Source organism: Vibrio sp. FF266 (assembly GCF_041439695.1).
Taxonomy (GTDB): Bacteria; Pseudomonadota; Gammaproteobacteria; order Enterobacterales; family Vibrionaceae; genus Vibrio; species Vibrio tasmaniensis_A.
In genome coordinates, this window is the sequence record NZ_JBGOOO010000009.1 from 164,410 (window position 1) to 181,008 (window position 16,599).

Consider the following 16,599-nt stretch of genomic DNA (forward strand, 5'->3'; position numbering starts at 1 on the left):
AACAAACCACTTATGCGCTGAGTATTTCTCTCGCTGAGCGGTTTTTTGCGTCTAAATTTGTTCCGCTTGTTATCAAACAACTAGGTATTACGATGGATATCCTTGCTAACTACGGCACTGTCCTGATTATTGTTGCAGCAGCTTTCGGTTTCTTGATGGCTATTGGTATTGGTGCAAATGACGTTGCGAACGCAATGGGCACTTCAGTAGGCTCTAAAGCTCTAACCGTTAAACAAGCGATCATTATCGCAATGATCTTTGAATTCGCAGGTGCTTACCTTGCGGGCGGCGAAGTAACAGACACGATCCGTAAAGGTGTTATCGAAACATCTCTGTTTGCAGATCAACCTGACGTACTTGTGTACGGTATGATGTCTGCACTACTAGCTGCTGGTACATGGCTACTTCTAGCTTCATACATGGGCTGGCCAGTATCAACGACTCACTCAATCATCGGTGCAATCATCGGTTTTGCTTGTGTGTCTGTGGGTACTGAAGCTGTAGATTGGAACAGTGTCCAAGGCATTGTGGGAAGTTGGATTGTCACACCATTGATTTCCGGTATCTTCGCCTATCTCATATTTGTCAGTGCCCAACGACTGATATTCGATACAGAAAACCCGCTATTCAATGCGAAGCGTTTTGTACCGGTATACATGTTCATTACTACAATGGTCATTGCACTTGTAACGATCAAGAAAGGTCTTAAGCACGTAGGCCTTCATCTAACCGGTACTGAAGCATGGTTATGGGCTGCAGGTGTTTCTGCTGTCGTCATGATTGGCGGTTACTTATACATTCAGAAGAAGTTTGCTAACCGCGAAGAAGACCACGGTTTTACTGGCGTAGAAGGTATCTTCAGCGTACTAATGGTTATCACAGCTTGTGCAATGGCATTCGCACACGGTTCAAACGATGTTGCCAACGCGATTGGTCCACTATCAGCGGTTGTTTCAACGGTTGAGCACATGGGCGAAATCTCAGGCAAGAGCACTATCGCATGGTGGATTCTTCCACTAGGTGGTATTGGTATCGTTGTTGGTCTTGCAACAATGGGTCATAAAGTAATGGCAACCGTTGGTACTGGTATTACAGAACTAACTCCTAGCCGTGGCTTTGCAGCTCAACTAGCGACCGCGTGTACGGTTGTACTTGCTTCTGGTACTGGCCTTCCGATTTCAACCACGCAAACATTGGTTGGTGCGGTATTAGGTGTAGGCTTTGCTCGTGGTATCGCAGCTCTAAACTTAGGCGTTGTGCGTAACATCGTAGCTTCTTGGATTGTGACGTTACCTGCAGGTGCTCTACTTGCTGTTGTATTCTTCTACGCAATTCAGGCTATGTTTACTATGTAATAGCCCTGACACTAGTCAATATTAGCGTCAGAAAACGGTGAGCTTCAGTAAAGATATGTAAATACCATGTCATTATTGACTCAAACGCACAGAAAGGGAGGCTTTGCCTCCCTTCTTTGTTGCACCATATAAAAAAACTAAATATTATTTGCTCATTGAGGCTGACTCATACGCCTACTCAATTTGAATCGTTAAAGGATTTACTGTGAAAAAACTGATTAGCTTAGTTTTGTTCGCAATGCTTGCGGCTCCAGCTGCCTTTGCTCAAGACCGTTATATTGCTGACAAACTATTTACTTATATGCACTCTGGCCCAAACAATACTTTCCGTATCATAGGTAGTATTGATGCCGGCGAGAAAATCACCTACCTGCAAACTAACAAGAGCACGGGTTACACTCAGGTTCAAGATAGCCGAGGACGTAAAGGTTGGGTTGAGAGTAAGTTCGTAAGCACAAAAGAAAGTATGGCGCTGCGCATGCCTAAGCTAGAGAAAGAACTCTCTGAAGTAAAAGGCAAGCTGGCAAATGCTCGTCAAAGTGCTGACAGCGAAAAAGCAGGTCTCGCAAGCTCTCTAGACTCTCGTAACAAGCAGATTGCTGAACTAGAGCAGAACTACAGTGAGATTAGCCAACAGCTAACGAGCTCTCAAACTGAGAACCGTCAACTACGCGCTAAGCTAGATACTCAAAAAGATGACTTACTATTGAAGTACTTCATGTACGGTGGTGGTGTTGCTGGTATTGGTCTACTTCTTGGGCTTGTTCTGCCACACATCATGCCTCGTCGTAGAAAGTCACCAAACGGCTGGGCGTAAGCCTCGCCTTTGCTACAGTAGGTTCAGTATCGAATATCAAAAAGGAGCACCGAGGTGCTCCTTTTTATTTGTATGGATTTATCATTCAAGTCACAGCGCTAACATCAATCACAGTAAGTAATATCGATAGTACTAACCTTTCCACTCATACAAAGCTGGGATTTCTATTTTCTGCTGATTGAATTCAATGATTACCGATTGTGGTTTAATCTCAAGCAACTGAATACCCCGCTCGATCCATTCCCCTTGAGCAACTTCATGTCCATTCACTTTTACCCAACGCTTAGTTTCGCTACTCGAGTACATGTGAGTTTGTAAGTCTAACTTAGGTAATACACCAGACAATCTATTGCCATGTTTTTCTAAACCGATGACCTGAGAATCCATACTCCCCACAGGTCTAGAATCCATCGGTTCAGGTGAAACCGACTGCTCTCCCATCATTGATTCAAGCTTCAACGCTAAATCGGGTGGCAATTCGGTGAGGTCTAACCCTTTCAGTAAATCACGGTCCGATTGCAGCGTGACATTATCATTATTCGTTCCAGGTTGAACTGACGGTTCAATAGATAATGGTTCAAAATTCGTTGCTGCTTGATTACTATTTTCTAAATTTGCCACGATCGCTTTTGAATCACTAGCGATATTACCGATGTCGGTGCCCATCTTTGCATGTATCTCTTGACGCGGTAGTGCTTTCAAAAGCTGGATTACCGGTGCCGAGCGAACAGAAAATAATGCTTTATCATCTGCATCCACTGACACTGCATCCACACTGGCAATGCCAGAACCGGCAATTTGAGGCTCAAAGTCTGATTGAAGCTTTGATTCAGGCAGAGCTCCGGAGGCAACGGGGCTAGCCGAGCCTTGCTGCTGTTGATTATACGACTGATAAACCAAAACGCCGCCCACCAATAAAGAAGGCACCAAGACAAGGATCAGTCCCATTGTTAACGATGAACCTCGTTTGTTGCTAATCCCTTTAGCAGAACTAGGCACGTGATGGTTTTGGTAACCTTTAAAGCTAGGTTTATTATTAGAAGACTGTTTAAGCTCGTGCATAATACGTGACATTAGCTTTCGCCTCCTTCTAATGACATCAACTTAGGCGAGTCGAGTTGAGCTAATCTCTGCAACCTTGCTAAGGTGCGCTTACCTGCGATGCCATCAACAGACATGCCCTGCCAAGTTTGAAACGCTTCGATTTTCATTTTCAATTCATAGTCAAATACATCACTGCCCGATACGTCTTCACCCAAGACTTCTGAAAGCAATAGATCAAGTAAAGCAACCGCCTCACCTTGATAGCCCTCTTTCAGTGTCTCTCTTAGCGGCTGTTTCCAAATCGCGACATAATCACCTTGCCAAATTTGCTTTAAGGTCCGCTTAGGCATCACCAATAGCTTTTCGTTGACTAGGAGCTCAACAGACTCCTCAGACGCGCCATAAAGTACAGCAAACACAGGTTCTTGACCTAATTCCAGATTAAGAACCACGGGAACTCCAAGTTCAATCAAATATTCTAAATTGGCTTGATGTTGCTCACATACAAATACACTTTGTTGTTCACTCAAACATAGCCAATCACGAAGCGAAGATTCATACCCCCAAAGCGTGTATAGGTCCCTAATTGCAAGCGTTTGATTATTCCCTTGCTTTAAGTGATTCTGAACATCTTGTGGTAGTGCAAACTTAGAAGTCTTGAGATCTTGAACCGGTATAGATTTATCATCCAATATCGGTGTTTCAGCCACAAATGATCGTTGAGTATTCGCCGCTACTTCCATTTTCACTTCACTGGAAGTATCTGCAGGCATCCATGAACTAATATAGGTTGGGGCGAAGTTAAAGGTCGCGATTGCAAGGCCGACACTTAATGTGGCAATCCCCGCGTATTGGAGTAATTTTGGGGCTACATGAGTAGCACGAATTTTCTCGACGTGATACACATCAGCCTGAAAGGCCATGATCTGCTGGCAAGCTCGGTTAACCGTTTCATTACTCGGTGATTTATCACCATCATGGAAAGCCAATTGCAGCGCTTTATCACACACCAAGTTAATGAGCCTCGGAATACCATGGGTATATTGGGAGATAAGCTTGATTGAACGATTCGAAAACAACATCTGCTCACCACCAGCCGTTTCCAAACGAAACGCGATGTACTTACCCGTTTCTTCGATATTAAGAGGTAATAAGTGATAGCGACCTGTAATGCGTTGCGCGAGTTGACGTAGCTGTGTGGTTTGTAAGTGTTGCTGTAATTCAGGTTGTCCAACCAACAGCACCTTTAATAGCTTACGACTGTCGGTTTCTAAATTGGTCAGAAGGCGTAGCTGCTCCAACACATCAGCAGCAAGGTGTTGGGCCTCATCTATCACCAATAAGGTTTGAATGCCTTCAGCATGGCTATCAAGCAGGAAGTGATGAATTGCCTGACTCAGCTGTTTCAACGACGCTTGTTCAGGGTATTCGACCTCAAACTCATCGCAAATAGCTTCAAGTAGATCTGAATTGGAAAACGTAGGGTTGAGTATAAGGCCAGCTTGAGTCTGATTATCGAGTGATGACAACATCGCTTTGGCGACCGTTGTTTTTCCAGTACCCACTTCACCAGTAAGCATCGCGAAGCCCCCTCCTTCGCCTAAACCGGCTTGTAGGTTCTGCATCGCTTCTTGGTGACGCTGACTCAAAAACAAATAGCGAGAATTTGGTACAATCGAAAATGGCATCTCAACGAAGCCAAAATATTCCTTATACATGTGCTGCCCTATAATTACGATTAATGGAAAGTACCATTGCTTGCAGTAAAGTCCAGCAGTGATAAAACATTTCGAGGTGATAAGTTGCAAATATACGATAGCCTACCAAAAGACAATGGGCTACAGCGCTATCTAGTCGGTGGAGCGGTACGCGATAAGCTGCTCAATATTGATTGTTATGATAGAGATTGGGTCGTGGTAGGAAGTACCCCTCAAGAAATGGAAAGCCTTGGCTTTACTGCTGTCGGAAAAGATTTCCCTGTATTCTTACACCCAAAAACCAAAGAAGAGCACGCACTGGCTCGCACCGAAAGAAAGTCAGGTTCGGGTTATACAGGTTTCGAGTGTTACTTTGCACCAGATGTGAGTTTGGAAGAAGACCTCATGCGCCGCGATCTAACGATCAACGCCATCGCTCAAGATGATAAAGGTGAGCTTTACGATCCTTACCATGGCCAAAAAGATCTCTCTGATCGTATCCTAAGACACGTCTCGGACGCTTTTGTTGAAGATCCTCTTCGTGTGCTGCGTGTAGCTCGCTTCGCCGCCAAACTCCATCATCTCAACTTTACGGTTGCACCTGAAACCATGGTGATGATGAGTGAAATAGTGCAATCTGGAGAACTGGCACACCTCACTGCTGAACGAGTTTGGCAGGAGTGGCATAAATCTCTTAGTACTCCGCACCCTGAAGTGTTCCTTTCTGTACTGAAAGAGTGCGGTGCATTGGCTGTTGTGTTGCCTGAAATTGACGCTCTGTTTGGTGTGCCTCAACCTGAAAAATGGCACCCTGAGATCGACACGGGCATTCACACTCTGATGGTTGCTCAGCAAGCTGCGCTACTAAGTTCATCGTTACCAGTACGTTTTGCAGCTCAAGTGCATGACTTAGGTAAAGGCGTCACGCCAGAAAGTGAGTGGCCAAGCCACAAGATGCATTGCCATACAGGCTTAAAAATCATTAAGAAGCTGTGTGAAAGAGTCAGAGTGCCCAATGAATTCAGAGACCTCGCGTTGTTAGTGTGCGAGCAGCATTCCAATATCCATCGTGCAGGCGAGCTAAAGCCAACCACCTTCCTCAAGGTTCTCAACAAGTTCGATGTTTGGCGTAAGCCAGATAGACTCGACGATATACTGCTTTGCTGCCAGGCCGATCACGCAGGCCGAAAAGGATTAGAAAATCAGCCGTATCCTCAAAAAGCGCGTTTTGAAGTGGCTTACCAAGCAGCACTTCAAGTCGAAGTTAAAGCGATTATTGCCGATGGTTTTCAAGGTAAAGACATTCGAGAAGAACAAGAAAAACGCAGAGCTGCTGCGATTGAGCGCGCGTTATCAGAACTCTCTGATAATTAATCGTAATAACACTGGTTACCATGCATTAAAAAACCCGCGACTAAGCGGGTTTTTCCGTTTCAATCTGTAGGACGAAACATTTGTCTTCGTAAGTCGAGCGCTACTGCATCATCAAGAAAGCAAATAGACCAAAACCTAAAATCAGGCGGTAGATAACAAACGGCGTCATACCCATACGAGAGATAAGCTTCAAGAAGAAGTGAATACAGATATAAGCACTGATGAAAGAAACCACGATTCCCGTTAGCAAAGTACCAACATGGATTGGATCACCACTGGTCACTAACTTCAGGCCCAAATAACCACCAGCCAGAGTGATGATTGGGATAGACATCAAGAAAGAGAATCGAGCCGCCGCTTCACGTGTGAAACCAAGGTAAAGTGCTGCGGTAATCGTCGCGCCAGAACGAGACGTACCTGGGATGATCGCCATTGCTTGAGCAAGGCCAATAAACAGCGCCTTTTTCCAACCCGCTTGGTATTCGTCATCACGCAGGCTTGAGTTCTTATCCACCCACCATAGCAACAGACCAAAGATAATCGTGGTCGTTGCAATCACCCACGCACTGCGCAAGTAAAGCTCAACAATATCTTTCATCAACAAACCAAAGATACACGCAGGAATCGTCGCGAGAATGATCATCCACGCGAGCTTTGCTTCTTTACTGCGATCGCCTTTAAAAACTGAACCAAAAAATGCGCTCAACAGAGAGACCACTTCTTTGCGGAAATAGATAACGACGGCAGCCAGAGTACCGACATGGACCGCCACATCAAAAGCCAAACCTTGATCTTCCCAACCTAAAACAGCCGAAGGAAGGATTAAGTGTGCAGAACTGGAAATAGGTAAAAACTCAGTAAAGCCTTGCACCAACGCCAACATAAACGCTTCAAAATAACTCATTACTTACCTTAAAAATTATAGTGTTATATCAACGACAGAGAGCGTATCTAATTGCTGCATCTTCTGCCATATCTCACTGACGGTTCTTCCATCTTGCGGGATCACTCTCGCAGGACAAAGATCATAAAGTGGTTGTGTTACAAAAGGATATTTATAGATATCACTGCGTGGTAATTCTGGATCGCTCTCTGATACCACCTCTCCAAACAGCACAATATCAAGATCGAGCTTTCGATCTTGAAGCTTATGGGCATCTTGAGGGCGACCCCATTTAAACTCAATTTCACGCAGGTGCTGTGAAAATTCAGTCAATGAGAGTGATGTATCGATCTCAACCACAAAGTTATAAAACGAGTGGCTTTTAAACCCCACAGGCTCACAGTGATAGATCTTAGAGCATTTAAGGTTAGTCCCTAATGATTGAAGCTCTGTCCATGCCACCCTTGCATGCTTGTCGCGGTCTATGTTCGTGCCAACACCAACATAGGCTATTGTCATGCTTGGCCTCGTTCGATGATCACACCCACGGCTTTTGCTTGTGGTACTGCGCCAGGCTTCGCTAAACGGATTTTAATCCAAGGCACTGAGAACTGAGTCATAATCAATTCAGCGACTTCTTCTGCCACACGCTCAACCAATAGGAATCGGCCATTCGCAATGTGGTCAAGTACGGCAGTGCTGACTGTCGAGTAATCCAAAGCATCGACAACATCATCACTCTTACCTGCTGGGCGATTGTCATGAGCCATTTCAATATCAAGCACAAGTTTTTGTTTAATCTCTTGTTCCCAATCGTAAACACCGATCGTTGTAATTACTTCTAGCTGTTCAATGAAAACTTTATCCAGTGCCATGACTTGTCCTTTTAGAGGTCGGATACCCATACCGGGGAAAAAAACGTATTATTTGCGTAATTCCAGATATGATATCAATTACTCTTAGATTGAGCATTATTTTCCCATCGTTAGGCTTATAACTGTTTAAGGAAAAACATGACCCCATTGGCACTCATCATGATTATTGCTGCCTATTTACTAGGTTCAATCTCTAGTGCGGTCTTGATATGCCGAGTCTTAAGACTTCCTGACCCAAGAACTGTGGGGTCCAATAACCCCGGAGCCACCAATGTGCTTCGCGTGGGCGGTAAAGGCGCCGCGGCGGCCGTTCTGCTTTGTGACATGCTTAAAGGCACCATTCCTGTTTGGCTTGGCTACTACCTCAAGATCGATCCAATCATTTTAGGTGTTGTGGCGATCGCAGCCTGTCTTGGTCATATGTATCCAATATTTTTTCACTTTAAAGGTGGTAAAGGCGTCGCAACCGCACTCGGAGCTATCGCCCCAATTGGATTCGATCTAACGGGCATGATCATGGCGACCTGGTTGGTTGTGGCATTTTTGTTTCGTTATTCTTCTTTAGCTGCACTGGTTACTGTGTTGCTCGCACCTTTCTACGCTTGGTTAGTCAAACCTCAATACACACTGCCTGTGGCCATGTTGTGTTGTTTGATCGTCCTACGTCACCATCAGAATATCCGCCGCCTACTCGATGGCAGCGAACCAAAACTCGGGCAAAAAAAATCGGCTTAAACTGTCATGTCTAAGCCGATCCATTTTTAAGTTGAGATACGTTTAAACCAACGTAAATCTCTGTCGAGCAATACTATTCAATATCTAAAGCTTACAGCAGATGTTTATCTAAAAACGTCTTCAGCATTGTGTTCACAAACTCTGGTTGCTCTAGCGAACTAATATGACCAGCACCAGGAATCACCACTAACTCACTGCCCGTAATACAATCGTGCATTAGGTATGATTCCAGTGCCGGACGTGGTTTGTCTTCTTGCCCTACAGCGATCAAAACCGGCAGTGCAAAGCTCTCTACTGCTTCAATCATATCGCGACGTCCAAACACCATTCGACCAATTCGAGCCACTTCTTCAGCGTTCTCACCCTTAAGAGCTGATAATTTCTGAGTAAAGCCTTCCACTAAAGTTGGCGTGTTTGTTTGAGCATCATTTGCAAAGAACAATGGAACAACCGCTTCAACAATCGGTTGAGGAACCATCTTGGTTTGAGTAATGGTGTCTAACATGCTGAAGTATTTAGCATGAGCAACTTCTGGTTCTAAACCAACAAAGGTATCCATTAGAACTAAAGATTTAATACGTGCAGGTGCAAGTTCCGCTAACTCGGTTCCCCACATACCGCCAACCGATAAGCCAACCACAGAGAATTCTTCGATTTCTAAATGATCAAGCAGAGCCAAAACGTGCTGAGCGTAATCTTTCAAGTTACGCATCGAAGCTGGTGCAGCTTGTGACTCACCATGAGACCAAAGCTCTGGAACAATACAGCGATACTGAGTTTGTAATGCATCGATCTGCGGCTTCCACATTGCACTATCCCAAAGGTAGCTGTGGCCTAACACAACAACAGGGCCTTGACCTTCATCTAGGTACGCCATCGACTGATTGTCTACTGTAAACTTGTTCATTTTCTTCCCTAATCTCTATTAGCAATTATTTATCGACACATAGTCGGTAAGCTAGGATATAAAACGGCCGCACAAGGCGACCGTTTATCGAAACACACTGGTTTATTCTGCGCTTAGCTTTTGTTGATCGACGGTTTCTCGTTGAACGATTGCTACGAGCTAAGCAATTGGCTCTAGTTGGTCAATTGGCCAACGCGGTGTGGCATGGACAGATAAATCAGCCGTTTCACCATTCTTCAGGCGCTGCATGCCCGCATAAGCGATCATCGCACCGTTATCTGTACAGAACTCAGTGCGTGGGTAGTACACCTCTCCACCGATTTTCTTGGCTAATGCTTCAAGCTCAACTCGTAGTTGTTTGTTGGCACTCACACCGCCAGCAATCACGATACGTTTCATACCCGTCTCTACCAACGCACGCTTACACTTGATTACCAAGGTCGCACAAACCGCTTCTTGGAACGCATAAGCGATGTCAGCACGAGTTTGGTCATCATTGTCATTAGCACGAATGGTATTTGCCGCGAACGTTTTCAAGCCCGAAAAGCTCATATCTAGACCCGGACGATCGGTCATTGGACGTGGGAACTTAAAACGACCTGGCGTGCCTTTTTCTGCGAGTCGAGATAGCAGTGGACCACCTGGGTAATCTAAGCCCATTAGCTTCGCGGTTTTATCAAACGCTTCACCCGCCGCATCATCAATCGATTCACCAAGAATTCGGTATTCACCAATGCCTTTCACTTCTACCATCATGGTATGACCGCCAGAAACCAGCAGAGCAACAAATGGGAATGGTGGAGGATTATCTTCTAGCATTGGCGCAAGAAGGTGACCTTCCATATGGTGCACTGGCACAGCAGGCACGCCCCACGCATAGGCAATACTGCGACCAATCGTTGCGCCCACAAGCAATGCACCAACCAAACCAGGGCCAGCCGTGTAAGCCACGCCATCAATATCTTTCGACGTTAGGTTCGCTTCTGCCAATGCCGCTTTAATCAGTGGAATGGTTTTTTTTACGTGGTCACGCGACGCTAGCTCAGGTACCACACCACCGTAATCGGCGTGCAGCTTTACTTGGCTGTATAACTGATGAGAAAGCAGCCCTTGCTCATCATCATAAATTGCGATTCCTGTTTCATCACAAGAGGTTTCAATACCAATAATGCGCATAATTTTCTCGGCACGCTTTCGTCTAAAATGGGAAATTAGCGCAATATTACCCTGCCTAAGCTCTTCAAACAAATATTGTACAGACTATAATCGACAAAGTGCTTTACAAAGCCACTGTGATCGGATTAAAATTCCGCACCATTTTTGATCAAGCTGGTTAATGACCAAACGCGAATAGAGAGTTAGCTCGATGGGTAACTTCTCTGATTTGGTACTGAATAACCAGCGATAATGAATAACCCCTGAGGTGAAAGGCATATGCCAATAGTTAAAGTACGTGAAAACGAACCGTTCGACGTTGCACTACGTCGTTTCAAGCGCTCTTGTGAAAAAGCAGGTATCCTTTCTGAAGTGCGTCGTCGTGAGCATTACGAAAAGCCAACTACAGTTCGCAAACGCGCTAAAGCAGCAGCTCAAAAGCGTCACGCTAAAAAGCTAGCTCGCGAAAACGCACGTCGCGTTCGTCTGTACTAATAACTTAATCCATAAGGACTGAGTTATGGCTCTTATTGAACAACTCAAAGAAGAGCAAAAATTAGCGATGAAAGCCAAGGACAAACCGCGCCTTGGCACTATCCGCTTAGCTCTTTCAGCAATTAAGCAACGTGAAGTTGACGAACGGATCACTCTGAACGACGACGACATTATTGCTATATTAGTTAAAATGGTTAAGCAACGTCGCGATTCTGTTGCTCAATATGAATCGGCAAATCGTCAAGATCTTGCTGACGTGGAAAAAGCAGAAATTACGGTACTTGAAGGCTTTATGCCTCAACCGCTAACTGAAGAAGAAGTTATTGCACTACTTGATAGCGCAATTGCAGAAGCTCAACCTGCGGGCATGCAAGACATGGGTAAAGTAATGGCTATCTTGAAACCACAAATTCAAGGGCGTGCAGATATGGGTAAAGTTAGTGGTTTAGTTCGTTCTAAACTCGCTTAATCCCAAATCAAATTGCAACAAGCCGTGCAATCCTTCGGAACGCACGGCTTGTTTGTATCTGTAACCTATTCAAACTATTATTATCCACACTCTCAGTTAGTGCATTTTTCTAAGGTTTTATGGCAGGACACATCCCGCGTAGTTTCATCGATGATCTCCTAGCGCGTCTCGACATTGTCGATATTGTGGACGCACGCGTGAAACTTAAGAAAAAAGGCAAAAACTATGGTGCTTGTTGCCCATTTCACAACGAAAAGACCCCTTCTTTCAGCGTAAGCCAAGAAAAACAGTTTTATCACTGCTTTGGTTGTGGCGTACACGGCAATGCTATCGACTTCATTATGGAGTTCGAACGTCTCGATTTTGTTGAAGCGATTGAAGAGCTGGCCTCATTTTTAGGACTTGATGTTCCTAGAGAACAGCGCAGCGGTGAAATATCCATGGCGCCAAGAGCCAACAGCGAACAAAAACGTAACCTCTACGATTTGATGGGCGGCATCAGTAATTTTTACCGCTCTCAGCTGAAAATCTCAGCGAACAAACCTGCGATTGATTATCTAAAAAATCGCGGTCTTTCTGGTGAAATCGTACAGAAATTTGGCATTGGCTACGTCGCTGATGAATGGGACTTGGTTCGTAAGAACTTTGGCCAACAGAAAGAAGCCCAAGACATGCTCGTGACTGGCGGCATGCTAATCGAGAACGATAAAGGTAACCGATACGACCGATTCCGTGGACGCGTCATGTTCCCGATTCGTGATCGTCGTGGCCGTGTGATTGGTTTTGGTGGTCGTGTATTAGAAGACGGCACACCCAAATACCTCAACTCACCAGAAACGCCTATCTTCCATAAAGGTAAAGAGCTTTACGGCCTTTATGAAGTGCTGCAAGCCTACCGTGAACCGCCGCAAATACTTGTGGTTGAAGGTTACATGGATGTCGTGGCACTCGCGCAATATGGTGTCGATTACGCGGTTGGTACACTAGGTACGGCAAGCTCTAATGAGCACCTGCAAACCTTATTTAGACAAACTAGTACTGTAATTTGTTCATTTGATGGTGATAACGCAGGCAAGAAAGCTGCTCGCGGCGCAATGGAACATGCCTTAGAGTATTTGAATACTAATAAAACTCTAAAAGTAATGTTCTTACCTGACGGTGAAGATCCTGACTCTTTTGTTAGAACATATGGAAAAGAAAGGCTTGAGATAGAGATGAATAATGCTCTTTCCCTACCTGATTTCTTATTAAAGGACATACTTGAAAGAGTTGTAGATAACAGCAGTCGAGAAGGTAAAAGACATGTAGTTACTCTAGCTGCCCCTCTGCTAGATAAAACCAAAGATCCTTCCCTAAAAGCTTATCTATGGAACGAACTCGCATTAAGAGTAGGCTGGAGTAACGACCAGGTTGATAAATTTCTTTTGGAATTAAAGCGACAAGGGGCTTCTAGTAACAGAGAGCCCGTCAAACCTCAACCGCATAAAGAGCTGAAGCGCACTCCAATGCGTGAAGTTATCGCTTTGCTTATCCAAAATCCGAGCTATGCTGATATGGTACCGGATTTATCAAGTGTCAAAGGCTTACAGTTGCCTGGGCTAAGTTTATTCGTCGAAGTACTTGATAAATGCCATGCGCATCCCCATATCAACACAGGCCAATTATTAGAGCATTGGCGACACAATAAACATGAGGCGCTTCTGTCTCGTCTCGCGAGCTGGGAAATCCCCCTCGACGAAGACAATCAAGAAGACATATTTTTAGACTCATTGGACAATATCCTTGCCCAGTGCGTTGAAAAACAAATTGAAAACCTGCAGGCCAAAGCAAGAAGTGTCGGTTTATCAGCCGAAGAAAAAAGGGAGCTACTAGCTTTAATGCTAGATCTAAAAGCGTAACCCTGTTTGATTAGTCAGCATTTAATAAATTTGTTAACATAATTGGTTTGCATTTGAGAATGCAACGTCCTTCACCAGACCTGAAGTTGGATATCATCTATGGATCAAAATCCGCAGTCACAGCTAAAATTACTTGTTATTAAAGGCAAGGAACAAGGCTATCTGACCTACGCCGAAGTAAACGACCACCTACCTGCAGAAATCGTGGATTCTGAACAGGTAGAAGACATCATTCAAATGATCAATGACATGGGTATCAAGGTAGTAGAAACTGCACCTGACGCTGATGATCTAGCACTTAATGATGACGATGCCAATATAGATGAAGATGCAGCTGAAGCTGCTGCTGCTGCGCTTTCAAGCGTAGAAAGCGAGATTGGCCGTACAACTGACCCAGTTCGTATGTACATGCGTGAAATGGGTACAGTTGAACTACTGACTCGTGAAGGCGAAATCGACATTGCGAAGCGTATTGAAGATGGTATCAATACCGTTCAATTATCTGTAGCTGAGTACCCAGGCACTATTCCATACATCTTGGAACAGTTTGACCGCGTACTCGCTGAAGAGATTCGTTTAACAGATCTAATCAATGGCTTTGTTGACCCAGACGACGATGGCACAGCTGCGCCAACGGCGACTCACATCGGTTCAGAACTTGCTAAAACTGATCTAGAAGACGAAGACAAAGAAGAAGCAGAAGACGACGAGGAAGAAGAAGAGGAAGATACAGGTATTGATCCTGAGCTTGCTCTTGAGAAGTTCACAGCACTTCGCACTAGCTACCAAAACCGTCAACTAGCAATCAATGAATACGGCCACGAAAGCCCGAAAGCAACGCTTGCAACAACAATGATGCAAGACGTGTTCAAAGAATTCCGTCTGACGCCAAAACAGTTTGATTACCTAGTAAACGAACTGCGTACTTCAATGGATCGCGTACGTACTCAAGAACGCCTAATCATGCGTCAAACGGTTGAGTACGGCAAAATGCCGAAGAAATCTTTCATTGCTCTATTTACTGGTAATGAATCTAGCGAAGCATGGTTGGACGAAGTTCTTGCTTCAGACAAGCCATACGCAGAAAAGATCAAACGTAACGAACACGACATCCGTCGCTCTATCCAAAAGCTGGATATCATCGAACGTGAAACGTCTCTTACTGTTCAAAGCATTAAAGATATCAGCCGTCGTATGTCTATCGGTGAAGCGAAAGCTCGTCGTGCTAAGAAAGAGATGGTTGAAGCGAACTTACGTCTAGTAATCTCGATTGCTAAGAAGTACACAAACCGTGGTCTACAATTCCTGGATCTAATCCAAGAAGGTAACATCGGTCTGATGAAAGCGGTAGATAAGTTTGAATACCGTCGTGGTTACAAGTTCTCTACTTACGCTACGTGGTGGATCCGTCAAGCAATCACTCGTTCGATTGCCGACCAAGCTCGTACTATCCGTATTCCGGTTCACATGATCGAAACGATCAACAAACTAAACCGTATCTCTCGTCAAATGCTACAAGAGATGGGTCGTGAACCACTTCCGGAAGAGTTGGCTGAGCGCATGCAAATGCCTGAAGACAAGATCCGTAAAGTACTGAAAATCGCTAAAGAGCCAATCTCAATGGAGACACCAATCGGTGACGACGAAGATTCGCACCTAGGTGATTTCATCGAGGATACAACGCTAGAACTGCCTTTAGACTCTGCAACGGCAACAAGCCTGCGCGGCGCAACTAAAGACGTTCTTGCAGGCCTAACGCCTCGTGAAGCGAAAGTACTGCGTATGCGTTTCGGTATCGACATGAACACTGACCACACTCTAGAAGAAGTGGGTAAGCAGTTCGACGTTACTCGTGAACGTATCCGTCAGATCGAAGCAAAAGCACTGCGTAAACTTCGTCACCCAAGCCGCTCAGAAACTCTGCGTAGCTTCCTAGACGAGTAATTACACACTTTAGTGTGGTTAGCTTTTAAGCATAAAATAAAAAAGGTGAGCGTTGGCTCACCTTTTTTGTGCCTATATGATTTAAGTGGCTAAGATGTAAGCGGAATTGCCCCTCATAGTGTCTAGACACCAATGAATGCTTCCCCTATAATCTATGCCCTACGGCCCCTTAGCTCAGTGGTTAGAGCGCACGACTCATAATCGTTCGGTCCCCAGTTCAAATCTGGGAGGGGCCACCAAATTCCGATAAGGCTCATGAAGAAATTCATGGGCCTTTATCTTTTCTAGTCCTTTCCATATCCGGTCTTCAAATACTTCCTGTAAGCACGATTCCATTAGCGCCAGTGAAACACTCCACCTAATCACCACAGAACCCGTAAACCTACCTCAGACTGATATCGACCATCAGTAAGCTCTCTCATCTGTACAGCACGATTCTACGCTAGATACATACCACCCAACACCAGAGTAGAACCCCAGAAAAACTTCCCGACTAAACCAACAAAAATATAACCAACATCCTGTCCATTAGATTCAGTAATTTATAAAGATATAAATGAGATACCTAAATGGAGTTCTAGCTGAGATCAGTCAGGAGACTCAGCACCGAAGATTAGAACCAGATGACTGTTGAACAATGATGACCAATTACCCTCAGTGGTAATTGGTCTGATATCTCTTAAGTGATTGAGGTTAGTCGTCAGCAGCAGTGAACCACAGAGCTAGAAACGAAGGCTAATCACTGGACTGGTATTCATACTGAAATCGGTAATCTCAACGCTAGGAGTGGTTCTAGGGCGAATCTGCTATGCGTTAGGGCGAGAACTTGGGGTAGCGAATGGGTTGAGGGAATCAGATGGAAATCTAGCGTGGGTGTCCCGTCGACGACGACGGCAATAGACCTAAAATCAGGGTGAAAGACCGGACTAGGACCGGACCGACGACGCCGTC

Annotated in this window: 15 protein-coding genes and 1 tRNA gene; 9 read left to right on the forward strand and 7 right to left on the reverse strand. The window is 44.9% G+C overall.

Translation table 11 applies throughout. The annotated features are described in order from the left end of the window. Positions 1–92: 92 nt before the first annotated feature. Positions 93–1,355 (forward strand): inorganic phosphate transporter, encoded by a 1,263-nt coding sequence (locus tag ACED59_RS09900; RefSeq protein WP_012603189.1) that lies wholly within the window; start codon positions 93–95, stop codon positions 1,353–1,355. 205 nt (positions 1,356–1,560) lie between these two features. Continuing rightward, complete coding sequence (locus ACED59_RS09905; RefSeq protein WP_017098289.1) at positions 1,561–2,172, forward strand: TIGR04211 family SH3 domain-containing protein; 612 nt, start codon at positions 1,561–1,563, stop codon at positions 2,170–2,172. Between the two features lie 132 nt (positions 2,173–2,304). Here ACED59_RS09905 and ACED59_RS09910 read toward each other — a convergent pair whose 3' ends face one another. Both ACED59_RS09910 and ACED59_RS09915 read right to left on the reverse strand, forming a co-directional pair. Then, positions 2,305–3,246: a general secretion pathway protein GspB gene (locus ACED59_RS09910; RefSeq protein WP_371704906.1), complete on the reverse strand. Its 942-nt coding sequence runs from the start codon at positions 3,244–3,246 to the stop codon at positions 2,305–2,307. After that, positions 3,246–4,934 (reverse strand): ExeA family protein, encoded by a 1,689-nt coding sequence (locus tag ACED59_RS09915; protein WP_017098287.1) that lies wholly within the window; start codon positions 4,932–4,934, stop codon positions 3,246–3,248. The genes ACED59_RS09910 and ACED59_RS09915 overlap by 1 nt, the downstream gene beginning before the upstream one ends. Positions 4,935–4,970: 36 nt before the next feature. On the opposite strand from ACED59_RS09915, the gene ACED59_RS09920 reads away from it, so the two are divergent. Beyond that, complete coding sequence (locus tag ACED59_RS09920; protein WP_371704907.1) at positions 4,971–6,287, forward strand: multifunctional CCA addition/repair protein; 1,317 nt, start codon at positions 4,971–4,973, stop codon at positions 6,285–6,287. A 100-nt stretch (positions 6,288–6,387) separates the two neighbouring features. Here the strand turns inward: ACED59_RS09920 and ACED59_RS09925 are convergent, their stop codons facing one another. From ACED59_RS09925 to folB, 3 genes are read right to left on the reverse strand one after another with little or no spacing between them, the layout of a single operon-like run. Then, on the reverse strand, positions 6,388–7,191 hold the full coding sequence (locus ACED59_RS09925) for an undecaprenyl-diphosphate phosphatase (RefSeq protein WP_004735967.1): 804 nt from the start codon (positions 7,189–7,191) through the stop codon (positions 6,388–6,390). Positions 7,192–7,206: 15 nt separating this feature from the next. Next, positions 7,207–7,689: a 2-amino-4-hydroxy-6-hydroxymethyldihydropteridine diphosphokinase gene (gene folK, locus ACED59_RS09930; protein WP_012603184.1), complete on the reverse strand. Its 483-nt coding sequence runs from the start codon at positions 7,687–7,689 to the stop codon at positions 7,207–7,209. Then, positions 7,686–8,045, reverse strand: a complete 360-nt coding sequence (folB, locus tag ACED59_RS09935; RefSeq protein WP_004735969.1) for a dihydroneopterin aldolase — start codon at positions 8,043–8,045, stop codon at positions 7,686–7,688. The genes folK and folB overlap by 4 nt, the downstream gene beginning before the upstream one ends. A 138-nt stretch (positions 8,046–8,183) precedes the next feature. Here folB and plsY point away from each other — a divergent pair, with 138 nt between their 5' ends. Further along, positions 8,184–8,780 (forward strand): glycerol-3-phosphate 1-O-acyltransferase PlsY, encoded by a 597-nt coding sequence (plsY, locus tag ACED59_RS09940; RefSeq protein WP_009847793.1) that lies wholly within the window; start codon positions 8,184–8,186, stop codon positions 8,778–8,780. Between the two features lie 91 nt (positions 8,781–8,871). Here plsY and ACED59_RS09945 read toward each other — a convergent pair whose 3' ends face one another. Together ACED59_RS09945 and tsaD are read right to left on the reverse strand one after the other, a co-directional pair. Next, entirely contained in the window at positions 8,872–9,687 is an 816-nt protein-coding gene (locus ACED59_RS09945) for an alpha/beta fold hydrolase (RefSeq protein ID WP_017098285.1), read from the reverse strand. Between the two features lie 159 nt (positions 9,688–9,846). Then, complete coding sequence (gene tsaD, locus ACED59_RS09950; RefSeq protein ID WP_017098284.1) at positions 9,847–10,863, reverse strand: tRNA (adenosine(37)-N6)-threonylcarbamoyltransferase complex transferase subunit TsaD; 1,017 nt, start codon at positions 10,861–10,863, stop codon at positions 9,847–9,849. A 258-nt stretch (positions 10,864–11,121) separates the two neighbouring features. Here tsaD and rpsU point away from each other — a divergent pair, with 258 nt between their 5' ends. From rpsU to ACED59_RS09975, 5 genes are all read left to right on the forward strand, one after another. Then, positions 11,122–11,337, forward strand: coding sequence for a 30S ribosomal protein S21 (gene rpsU / locus ACED59_RS09955; RefSeq protein ID WP_004396009.1), 216 nt, complete (start codon positions 11,122–11,124; stop codon positions 11,335–11,337). 25 nt (positions 11,338–11,362) lie between these two features. Further along, positions 11,363–11,806, forward strand: a complete 444-nt coding sequence (locus ACED59_RS09960; protein ID WP_009847797.1) for a GatB/YqeY domain-containing protein — start codon at positions 11,363–11,365, stop codon at positions 11,804–11,806. A 119-nt stretch (positions 11,807–11,925) separates the two neighbouring features. After that, complete coding sequence (gene dnaG / locus ACED59_RS09965; protein WP_017098283.1) at positions 11,926–13,704, forward strand: DNA primase; 1,779 nt, start codon at positions 11,926–11,928, stop codon at positions 13,702–13,704. A gap of 99 nt (positions 13,705–13,803) precedes the next feature. Further along, positions 13,804–15,648 (forward strand): RNA polymerase sigma factor RpoD, encoded by a 1,845-nt coding sequence (rpoD, locus tag ACED59_RS09970; RefSeq protein ID WP_009847799.1) that lies wholly within the window; start codon positions 13,804–13,806, stop codon positions 15,646–15,648. A 163-nt stretch (positions 15,649–15,811) separates the two neighbouring features. Continuing rightward, a tRNA-Ile gene (locus tag ACED59_RS09975) sits at positions 15,812–15,887 on the forward strand. Positions 15,888–16,599 lie beyond the last annotated feature (712 nt).

Excerpts from the sequence above, each read along its gene's own strand:
- rpoD (WP_009847799.1), top strand. The coding sequence starts at position 13,804 with ATGGATCAAAATCCGCAGTCACAGCTAAAATTACTTGTTATTAAAGGC.
- ACED59_RS09910 (WP_371704906.1), bottom strand. The coding sequence starts at position 3,246 with ATGTCACGTATTATGCACGAGCTTAAACAGTCTTCTAATAATAAACCT.
- plsY (WP_009847793.1), top strand. The coding sequence starts at position 8,184 with ATGACCCCATTGGCACTCATCATGATTATTGCTGCCTATTTACTAGGT.
- ACED59_RS09925 (WP_004735967.1), bottom strand. The coding sequence starts at position 7,191 with ATGAGTTATTTTGAAGCGTTTATGTTGGCGTTGGTGCAAGGCTTTACT.
- ACED59_RS09945 (WP_017098285.1), bottom strand. The coding sequence starts at position 9,687 with ATGAACAAGTTTACAGTAGACAATCAGTCGATGGCGTACCTAGATGAA.
- dnaG (WP_017098283.1), top strand. The coding sequence starts at position 11,926 with ATGGCAGGACACATCCCGCGTAGTTTCATCGATGATCTCCTAGCGCGT.
- tsaD (WP_017098284.1), bottom strand. The coding sequence starts at position 10,863 with ATGCGCATTATTGGTATTGAAACCTCTTGTGATGAAACAGGAATCGCA.
- folB (WP_004735969.1), bottom strand. The coding sequence starts at position 8,045 with ATGGCACTGGATAAAGTTTTCATTGAACAGCTAGAAGTAATTACAACG.
- ACED59_RS09960 (WP_009847797.1), top strand. The coding sequence starts at position 11,363 with ATGGCTCTTATTGAACAACTCAAAGAAGAGCAAAAATTAGCGATGAAA.
- ACED59_RS09900 (WP_012603189.1), top strand. The coding sequence starts at position 93 with ATGGATATCCTTGCTAACTACGGCACTGTCCTGATTATTGTTGCAGCA.
- rpsU (WP_004396009.1), top strand. The coding sequence starts at position 11,122 with ATGCCAATAGTTAAAGTACGTGAAAACGAACCGTTCGACGTTGCACTA.
- folK (WP_012603184.1), bottom strand. The coding sequence starts at position 7,689 with ATGACAATAGCCTATGTTGGTGTTGGCACGAACATAGACCGCGACAAG.
- ACED59_RS09915 (WP_017098287.1), bottom strand. The coding sequence starts at position 4,934 with ATGTATAAGGAATATTTTGGCTTCGTTGAGATGCCATTTTCGATTGTA.